Source organism: Rhodococcus sp. BS-15 (genome assembly GCF_000813105.1).
GTDB lineage: Bacteria > Actinomycetota > Actinomycetes > Mycobacteriales > Mycobacteriaceae > Rhodococcoides.
In genome coordinates this window covers 1-7,311 of sequence record NZ_BAOX01000252.1, presented here as the reverse complement: position 1 = coordinate 7,311, position 7,311 = coordinate 1, and the positions used below count along the sequence as shown (strand labels likewise).

Below are 7,311 nucleotides of genomic sequence, written 5' to 3'. Positions count from 1 at the left end.
CACCCCATGGGGCACTATCCGAGGCACTAGCCTCGTCGAAGTGAACCGACAGCCTTCCGGACGGTTGGCGAGCCGGGTCTTGCGTATCTACAGCGTTTGTGACGTGCTAGAACGCGCAGCGAGTTCAGCACTCAGATACTCGTCCAACGCACCCAGAATCTCGGACTCGACCTCGGAGACTGTCCTGCCTTCGGCATAGGTTTGCGACTCATCCAAGCGAACGCCGAGCACACCCGCAAACCGCTCGAGCACCCGACTGCGGCTCGCGAGCGGGACAGTGTCCGATGAGGGCAGGGACACCACTCGTGCATCGCCGAGGTTTAACAGCACGAGGTCGCGGGCGAGCACGCGCGGGTCATTGGAGTTGTCAGGCAGCGTGGGCAGTAGCTGGCCGTACCGTTCCATTTCGGTGTGCTCGCGTACGTGACGCTGTTCGTACTTGACCGCCCATGGCTGACTGTTCGACGAAGTGTTGGTGCATCGCAGATGCCGGTTTCGGAACAGGAAGTCGGGGACTTCCGGGACCACGGGGGTGCATAGAAGCTCGAGTATTTCGTCCTCGCGGTCGCTCAGGTCGAGTTCGCTCGCTCCGGCTGCTCTGGCGCGTAACGCACCGATTCGTGCCGCGTTCGAGTCCTCCTGGCGCGGCGTATACGGCCGCGCTGCCTCGCAGCGGGCGAATGCGCAGCCGTACGTGTCGAGTTCATCGGCTACAGAACCGATACGGTATTGCTTAAGATTCTGTTCGGGCAGCGCGATGTCGGCCAGCCGCGTGGCATCCCACTCGAACGCGGTGTCGATCGCAAGCTGCAGCCGTTGTTCGGAGTCCCCCCACAGTGAGAGGGCGAGCGCCCATACGTCGATCGAATGCAACTCTTTCGCGTGGGTGACCGGATCAAATGTCGTGCGGGCATGGAGTCCGACCTGCTGTTTTCTGATGTGCACGGTTCGCGCCACTTGCGCGTGCGTGTAGCCGGCTGCAAGCAATTGCTTGACGGTGGGGTTGAGCACCAGCATTTCCACGAGTTTCTCGAACGTGGCTACGTGTACGTCGGAGATGGTTTTGGCGGATCCGGCCATAAGCACGGTGTTTGGATCGAGTGTGGACTCCATTTCTCAATCATACGTTTCGGGTTCCCATTTGGGAACTCCACGGGTTTCAGTGCGGAACCCAAAACGCGACTACGGGTTGGAGGGAAGTTCACTCGGTTACTTCAACGAGTTGTAGGCGGTGATGATCGGCTCGAATCGCGTCTTCCAATGTCCGCCTTTGGCCAGGCACCATGCCATCATGTCCGGCACCCACAGCATGGGCTCTTGTTTGGCGCGGAGGTGCTCTAGGCCAAGCGATCCTGGATCTGTTGCTTAGAAGTCGCAGCGAACAGCGTATGTCGGTCTGCTCTGATTGGGGAGCCGTCTTGTCCGATGACCAGGCGGGTGGCCGACATGCCTGCGAGGTCGGCCACGAGCATCTGTAGTGCTTGGGTGCGTCCTTCTCGATCGTGTAGAGCCGCTGCGTCGTAGACGTGAATGCGGATGGGCAGAGCGACGATGGCGTCGGCGGTAGCTCGTCAACGCGAGTCGCTTTCGGACTTGAAGTGGATGCGCTCCTGTCCTCGCAGTCGCAACGCCACGAGTGCCTTGCGTGAGGGCTGGAGGTCGCGGACATGGGCGATCGCGGCCACGACGACGAGACCTCTGCCTTTGGTTTCGTCGACGTAAGCGTGCACGAATCGAGGCGGTAGACGACAGCGGTGCATCTCACCTACGGGGTGTAGCCCCAGCGCCCCTCAGCGTTGAATCGCCACGCGACCGCAGACGACGTCGGGTCTACCGGCATCCTGGTTTGATGACCGATAAGAACCCCCGATCGAGGCAGCACATCGCTCGACAAGCCGCTGAGAAGCTGGACCTGCAAGCTGCTCGTCTAGTTTCGGCTTCGACGAGCGATACGATGATTGGATCCACGAAGGCAGCAAAGGCCGACAGTGAGTACCAAAAAGGCCACCAACAGCTGAACAGACTGCTGCGGCAATTGGCGGTGCCAAACCCCATCCGATACAGCACGCTTGGAGAATGGGGCGGACGCTGGAGGAAAGGCGATCTGCCCAAATGGGTTCACCGCACTGAGTTCGTCAACGCCCTCGTAGCGGACACCGCGGCCACGCTGGCGAGCATTCAGGAATCGGGCAGTCTGGTTACCGCATTCGCCTCGGCCGACCCGACGTGGGCAAGTCTGCAAGACCGTGTCGATGGTCTGGCGCGTGAGCTGGAGCAGGCACGTTCCGATGACGACCGCCAAGACGTAGGCCGGCGGGCCCGCGAGATCCTCATCGACGCAGCGACGGTGATCCAAGACCCTGACTTGGTCGCAGACGGGGATGACGCGCCCAAGGCGGCAGATGCAAAGGAATGGATAGGGCTGTACCTCGAGCGATACGCCGCTGGAGGCTCGCACAAGGCGTTGCGACAGTTCGTCAGAGCTACGTGGGATCTCGCGCAGCGTGTGACCCACACGGGCATCGATCACGTCGAGGCCTATGCAGCCGCGCAGGCCACGGTGGCAGTAGTTCGTGTTCTGCAATTGCTCGAAACGAAGGCAGAGACAGCCCGGAGTAGCTCGGACCGTATACCCAGCCACCCCCGGCGGCACATCCAGATTGCGGTAATCCGTGACGACACCTATGCGACAACTAGCATGGTTCGATGGCCAAGAAGACTGGAAAGCTGTTCATCAGCCACGCAGGTAACGATGAAGAATATGTGACCAAGTTCGTCGAAAAAATCCTCCGACTCGGCTGCGGATTCCCTCGTGAACAGGTCTTCTACAGCTCACAGCGCGGGACAGGGATCGCATCCGGACTCGACCTGTTTACGGAAATGCGAAAAGAAGCAGCAGCGTCGCCACTGGTCATCGCGATCGTCTCCCCGACCTACCTCACGCGGCCGACATGTCTGGCCGAAATGGGCGCTGCATGGGCACAACAAACGTTTCTTCCGGTACTTACCCCTGGTTTACCCAGAGAGGACTTGCCGGGACCGCTGAAAGCGATGCTGATAGGGGAACTCGACGACGTCGCCGCCGGTAAATACCTCGACGAGATGCACGACAGGGTGATCAAAGCGTTCGGCCTCACCGCCAACACCGCAGATTGGAACCTCCAAAGGGACAGCTGGCTGGTCAATGCCGCAAAGTACGAAGAGTTGTTGGGCACGGTCGAGACGTACTCCGCAGAACATGTCGCCAAAATCGAAGGCGAACTCGACCAAAAGACGGAACGATACAACCATCTACTCGAAAAGTTCACGGAGCTCGAAGAGCGCTACGCCGAGTTGTACGAAGCGAAGACTCAGAAACAGATCGCGGCGGCGGCTCTACCAAAGGACGAGATTGAGCAGTTCAAGCATCTTGCCGACGCGATAGCGAAGCACTTCCAGGAACATCGCATACCTCGCTGCGTGATCACGGCAATCCGCTGCCATGTTTCCCACTTTGAGTTGGTGGTGCCCGACAGATTCCGCGATGTCGACGGCGTGATCCCAGAGTTCGAGGACGCCGAGCAGCGCGGATACCTGTCGATCGACGTCGATCCCCCGCTCGTGGTCACGGTCAATCAGAAACACCCACAGATCCGGAAAGCCCTCGAACTGGTCGATCCCTTCGTTGAATGGATGAACTCACCTGATCACAGCGACAACTTCACGAAATGGTTCGAGACGGAGTTCAACCTGCCCGTCGATCCGAGAAGCTCCGACGTCTGGGATGCGGTGCTGCGTCCCTGACCGCCGCTCACGTGATCAGTGCTACCGGTCCAGGCCGTGGTCGCGGTGACGATCCGGTTCCGGCGCAGACGGACGGGTGACACCGTTCTTTTTGGTGGGCTGCCGGTTGAGCATGGATTTGAGCGGCGATACGTCTCGATTGGCCTGAAGCGCTTCATGACTCAAAGCCTCGGTTTCGAGGTCGCGAAGTGCGCCTTCGGCCGAGTCGCGGCGTTCCTAGAACCCGGAGGTCGAGTTGTCGGGGCCGGTCCATGCCGTCCAGTGCTAGGTGCGGTCGGTCCATCGGATCGCCGCTCCCGGCGCCCCGCTGCCACGGTCCGCTCCGCATTTAAAGCGTGACCCGTCAGGCGATTTCGGCTTCCAGGGGTCATCGGGCGCCGCTTGCGTCTCGCTCGACTTGGGCTGCAGCCCACTTCTCGGACGAAGGGGGTATCGGGCGGCCGACGGGATATACCTTGCCATCCGCACGGGACAGCTTGGAAGAGCTGAATGACCATCTGTTCGATCACGGTTGGGACGTGACTGTCCGCGTTGAGCGACCGGCGAGGACGTGCCCCGCACGGTGACCTAGCCAAGCGGCAGACGCTTCTCAAGACACTGCGAACGGCATTCCCCCTACGCAGCGCACGAACCCGGCCCTGTTCCCGGAACCGCTCGTGGGAAGGTGCTCTAGAGCGCTGCGATTGTCGCGGCTCGATGGGCCGTGCCTAGACCCCGTGCGCGGTGCCGCCGACGGCGTCGGCAATCATGGGGGCGATCTTCGCGGAGTCAGCGACCCCCTCGGAACTGTTCAATGTCAGCACGGCGTTCGCATCGGGCAGAGCTACGTGAATGCCGCCGAAGGAATCGCTGGTGTCTTGCCACACAACGAGCGTCTCGTTGTTTGAGAAGATGTTAATTCCCGCGTTGTAGCCGTTCACTTGCATATCGAACCGCATCTGCGCCCCCGACAGTCCTACCTCCGTGCGCTCGGGCTCGGTGTGCTCGATGCCGAGGCTATCGAGAGCTGCGGTAATTGTCTGCACGACAGATTTCGACTCGGAGACCGGCTGGGCCGGGGTCTCTGCTTCCTGACTCGGAGAAGAAGGCGTGGTGCTGCTGGCTTCAACCTTGGCGTCATCGTCGCTACCGCAAGCGGCGAGAAACACCGCTGCCGTCAGGACAGAGGCGGCGGCAAGGGCGGTGGTGCGGTTCATGTTGTGGTCTTTCCGTGCGGCCGAGCTGAAGGCTCTGCGAAGTGTCCATAGGGGTTGGGACGATACCCAACCACCCGTCCTTCTTTCGGCCTCGCCTGGCCGATTCAAAGCGACGAAGTCCCTTCGGGCGGGCACTTGGTCGAGCTGCTGACGCGGCCGTACGTCTGATTCTGGACGCCGAGCCCAGCAAAATCGATTGCAACAACACTCCACTGGCTAGAGACCTTCGGATCGGATCTTGAGCGGTGTCCCGTCTAGGAAGGAGCTGCCTCCGGACGAGCTTGCCACGGTAAGCGCAATGTTGACCAAAACTCGCTGAGGGGATCGACGATCCGGCGCGTAGGAAGGGTCGAACGTGATAGGCGAGTTCTCGTGGAGTTCGCTCATTGCGCCGCTGCCAGCCGCCGGGTCGTCCCGGTCCCGGCGGAGATGCCTTCGCAGCGGGCGACCACCGCAAGCCCTGCTCGCCGAAGCTCGGGGCGGTGAGGGTGAACCGACCGGGGCGCTGGGAGCTACCTCGCCCGTGGACGGCGGTGTCGATGGTGATCGACCGCAACCGGCCTCGAATTCCCTCGATGCCGCCGAAGGCAACGGGCCGAGAGGTGATCGTCAGATCCAGACCGGGCATGCGACCGTCGGTGATTGCGAATACTCCAGCGTGCGTCCGTGCCAGGATCGACCGCGCACGAGTCGGCGGTACGTCATGACCGTCTACTCGGTACTGACGACCGATTGAAGCCGTTGCTGCAGATGCTTGCGGCGTCAAGCGGGTCTTCGTTGCCTAAAGGATGAATCGTGGCCACATCACCCCGACAGGGGCGACGTGGTGGCTGACCGCTGACTTCGACGACCAGGATCGACCCGACACCGGTGATCGGCAGGGTTGTTCCACGGGCCAGTGCGCCGTACGGGAGCAGTTCGGATTGAGGTGGGGATCGCGTGCAGAGTTCGCGAGACTCAAGACGCCGTGTCGATGGAGAAAGCGCCTATTGGTACGGGTTAAGCTAGTTGTAAATAAGTAAACACATGCGACCTGTCGATGAAAGGGTTTTACAGCTATGGCCAAACAAGTAACGATTCAAATGGTCGACGATATCGATGAGTCCGTCATGGACGATGAATCGGGCGAGACAATCGAGTTTGCAGTGAACGGCGTCGAGTATGTGATCGATCTGAAAGCCAAGAACGCCACAGAATTTCACCGAAAGCTCGACTACTATATCGGCTACGCAACACGGGTCGGTGGCCGCAAGCGCAAGCCTTCCCCTGCGGCCGCGTCTACACCTGCGACAACGAGGGCAGGGGCGTCGACGAGCCGTGATCCGGAGCAGACACGGGCCATCCGGCAGTGGGCGGCGGACAACGGGTATGAGATCAGTAGTCGCGGACGCATCCCGGAGAGCATCGTCGAGGCATACAACGCCGCCCACTGATCTCTAACGTGCCTGCTTCGCCTACACCGGCTGGCGCGCTATTTCTGTGAGCACATCCGGTTTTACGGTTCAGCCAATGTCCGCTAGACGTAGCACAGTGAACTTGACGCAAGCGGTAAATCCTCACCGCGCCTTCACCCTTGCGGAGGCACCCGAGCTAGCAAATCTATGTGTGCCCGGTGTCACGCATCATAGATGGTGCACCTCCGCGTGCAGGGTAGATCAGAACCGCAGTCTGCGAAACTTGCTGCCGTGAAAAACGATCGGTTCGAGATCGCTCATAACCTCCAACGACCGGATGCGCAATAGCACGATGAGGTGGTCCCCAGCCGAAATCTTCTGTTCAAAAGTGGTTTCCAGCCATACCACCGAGCCACCCACGAATACCCCACCACCCGCGGTGACCATCAGATCAAGTCCCGCAAAGCGATCTCCGGTCTTGGCAGCGAGTCGACGAGCCGCGATGTCGTGCGACTCGGCTAGGACACTCACTGCAATGCTTGGCACCACCTCGAGCCTCGGCCATGTTGTCGATTTTTTCTGGAGGCAAACTGCGACCAGTGGTGGATCTATCGACACCGGAACAAAACTACTGGCCGCCATTCCAACGGGACGTCCGTCGATCTCTGCGGCGATTGCAACCACGCCGCTAGGAAACCGGCTATATGCATCGCGAAGCGTTGTCTGATCGAGGTCGATGTTTCTGAGCGTCACGGAACAAGCTCCCTCTTTCGTCGTGGTCTGCGGTCCGGCGTGGGACGGTCCGGGAACCTACCGCGATTCCGACTTCGCGCCATTCCGCGTTCGACGGCGGAAACCAGCTGCGGGCGCAGTTCGGCGGCGGGGACGATGTGGTGCACCGATCCGACGTTCTGTGCTCGCTGGATGTTGTGGATGGC

At 60.6% G+C, this 7,311-nt stretch carries 8 protein-coding genes; 3 read left to right on the top strand and 5 right to left on the bottom strand.

The genetic code is table 11. From position 1 onward, the window contains the following. Nucleotides 1-87: 87 nt before the first annotated feature. Both RHBS_RS21595 and RHBS_RS31010 read right to left on the bottom strand, forming a co-directional pair. The gene (locus RHBS_RS21595; RefSeq protein WP_128646407.1) at nt 88-1,113 is read right to left on the bottom strand and encodes a hypothetical protein; all 1,026 of its coding nucleotides are present in this window, start codon (nt 1,111-1,113) and stop codon (nt 88-90) included. A 458-nt stretch (nt 1,114-1,571) separates the two neighbouring features. Next, nucleotides 1,572-1,730, bottom strand: a complete 159-nt coding sequence (locus RHBS_RS31010) for a hypothetical protein (RefSeq protein ID WP_237669544.1) — start codon at nt 1,728-1,730, stop codon at nt 1,572-1,574. A gap of 119 nt (nt 1,731-1,849) precedes the next feature. Between RHBS_RS31010 and RHBS_RS21585 the strand changes: the two genes are divergently transcribed. Beyond that, the gene (locus tag RHBS_RS21585) at nt 1,850-2,767 is read left to right on the top strand and encodes a hypothetical protein (protein WP_128646406.1); all 918 of its coding nucleotides are present in this window, start codon (nt 1,850-1,852) and stop codon (nt 2,765-2,767) included. Then, entirely contained in the window at nt 2,707-3,783 is a 1,077-nt protein-coding gene (locus RHBS_RS21580) for a toll/interleukin-1 receptor domain-containing protein (protein ID WP_121869389.1), read from the top strand. Before RHBS_RS21585 ends, RHBS_RS21580 begins: the two co-directional genes overlap by 61 nt. 707 nt (nt 3,784-4,490) lie before the next feature. On the opposite strand, the gene RHBS_RS21575 is transcribed toward RHBS_RS21580, so the two are convergent. Further along, a complete protein-coding gene (locus tag RHBS_RS21575) occupies nt 4,491-4,979 on the bottom strand; it encodes a hypothetical protein (RefSeq protein WP_121869388.1) in 489 nt (162 codons plus the stop codon). A gap of 1,058 nt (nt 4,980-6,037) precedes the next feature. Between RHBS_RS21575 and RHBS_RS21570 the strand changes: the two genes are divergently transcribed. Then, nucleotides 6,038-6,412 carry an Lsr2 family protein gene (locus RHBS_RS21570; RefSeq protein ID WP_121869386.1) on the top strand — a complete coding sequence of 125 codons (375 nt, stop codon included), beginning with the start codon at nt 6,038-6,040 and terminating at the stop codon, nt 6,410-6,412. Nucleotides 6,413-6,634: 222 nt separating this feature from the next. Here RHBS_RS21570 and RHBS_RS21565 read toward each other — a convergent pair whose 3' ends face one another. Next, nucleotides 6,635-7,126, bottom strand: a complete 492-nt coding sequence (locus tag RHBS_RS21565; protein ID WP_121869385.1) for a flavin reductase family protein — start codon at nt 7,124-7,126, stop codon at nt 6,635-6,637. Further along, nucleotides 7,123-7,311: hypothetical protein (locus tag RHBS_RS29815; RefSeq protein WP_236745400.1), on the bottom strand; the 189-nt coding region annotated here is incomplete at its 5' end. The genes RHBS_RS21565 and RHBS_RS29815, both read right to left, overlap by 4 nt.

Coding starts and splice junctions, on each gene's coding strand:
- RHBS_RS21595 (WP_128646407.1), bottom strand. CDS start 1,113: ATGGAGTCCACACTCGATCCAAACACCGTGCTTATGGCCGGATCCGCC.
- RHBS_RS21585 (WP_128646406.1), top strand. CDS start 1,850: ATGACCGATAAGAACCCCCGATCGAGGCAGCACATCGCTCGACAAGCC.
- RHBS_RS21580 (WP_121869389.1), top strand. CDS start 2,707: ATGGCCAAGAAGACTGGAAAGCTGTTCATCAGCCACGCAGGTAACGAT.
- RHBS_RS21575 (WP_121869388.1), bottom strand. CDS start 4,979: ATGAACCGCACCACCGCCCTTGCCGCCGCCTCTGTCCTGACGGCAGCG.
- RHBS_RS21570 (WP_121869386.1), top strand. CDS start 6,038: ATGGCCAAACAAGTAACGATTCAAATGGTCGACGATATCGATGAGTCC.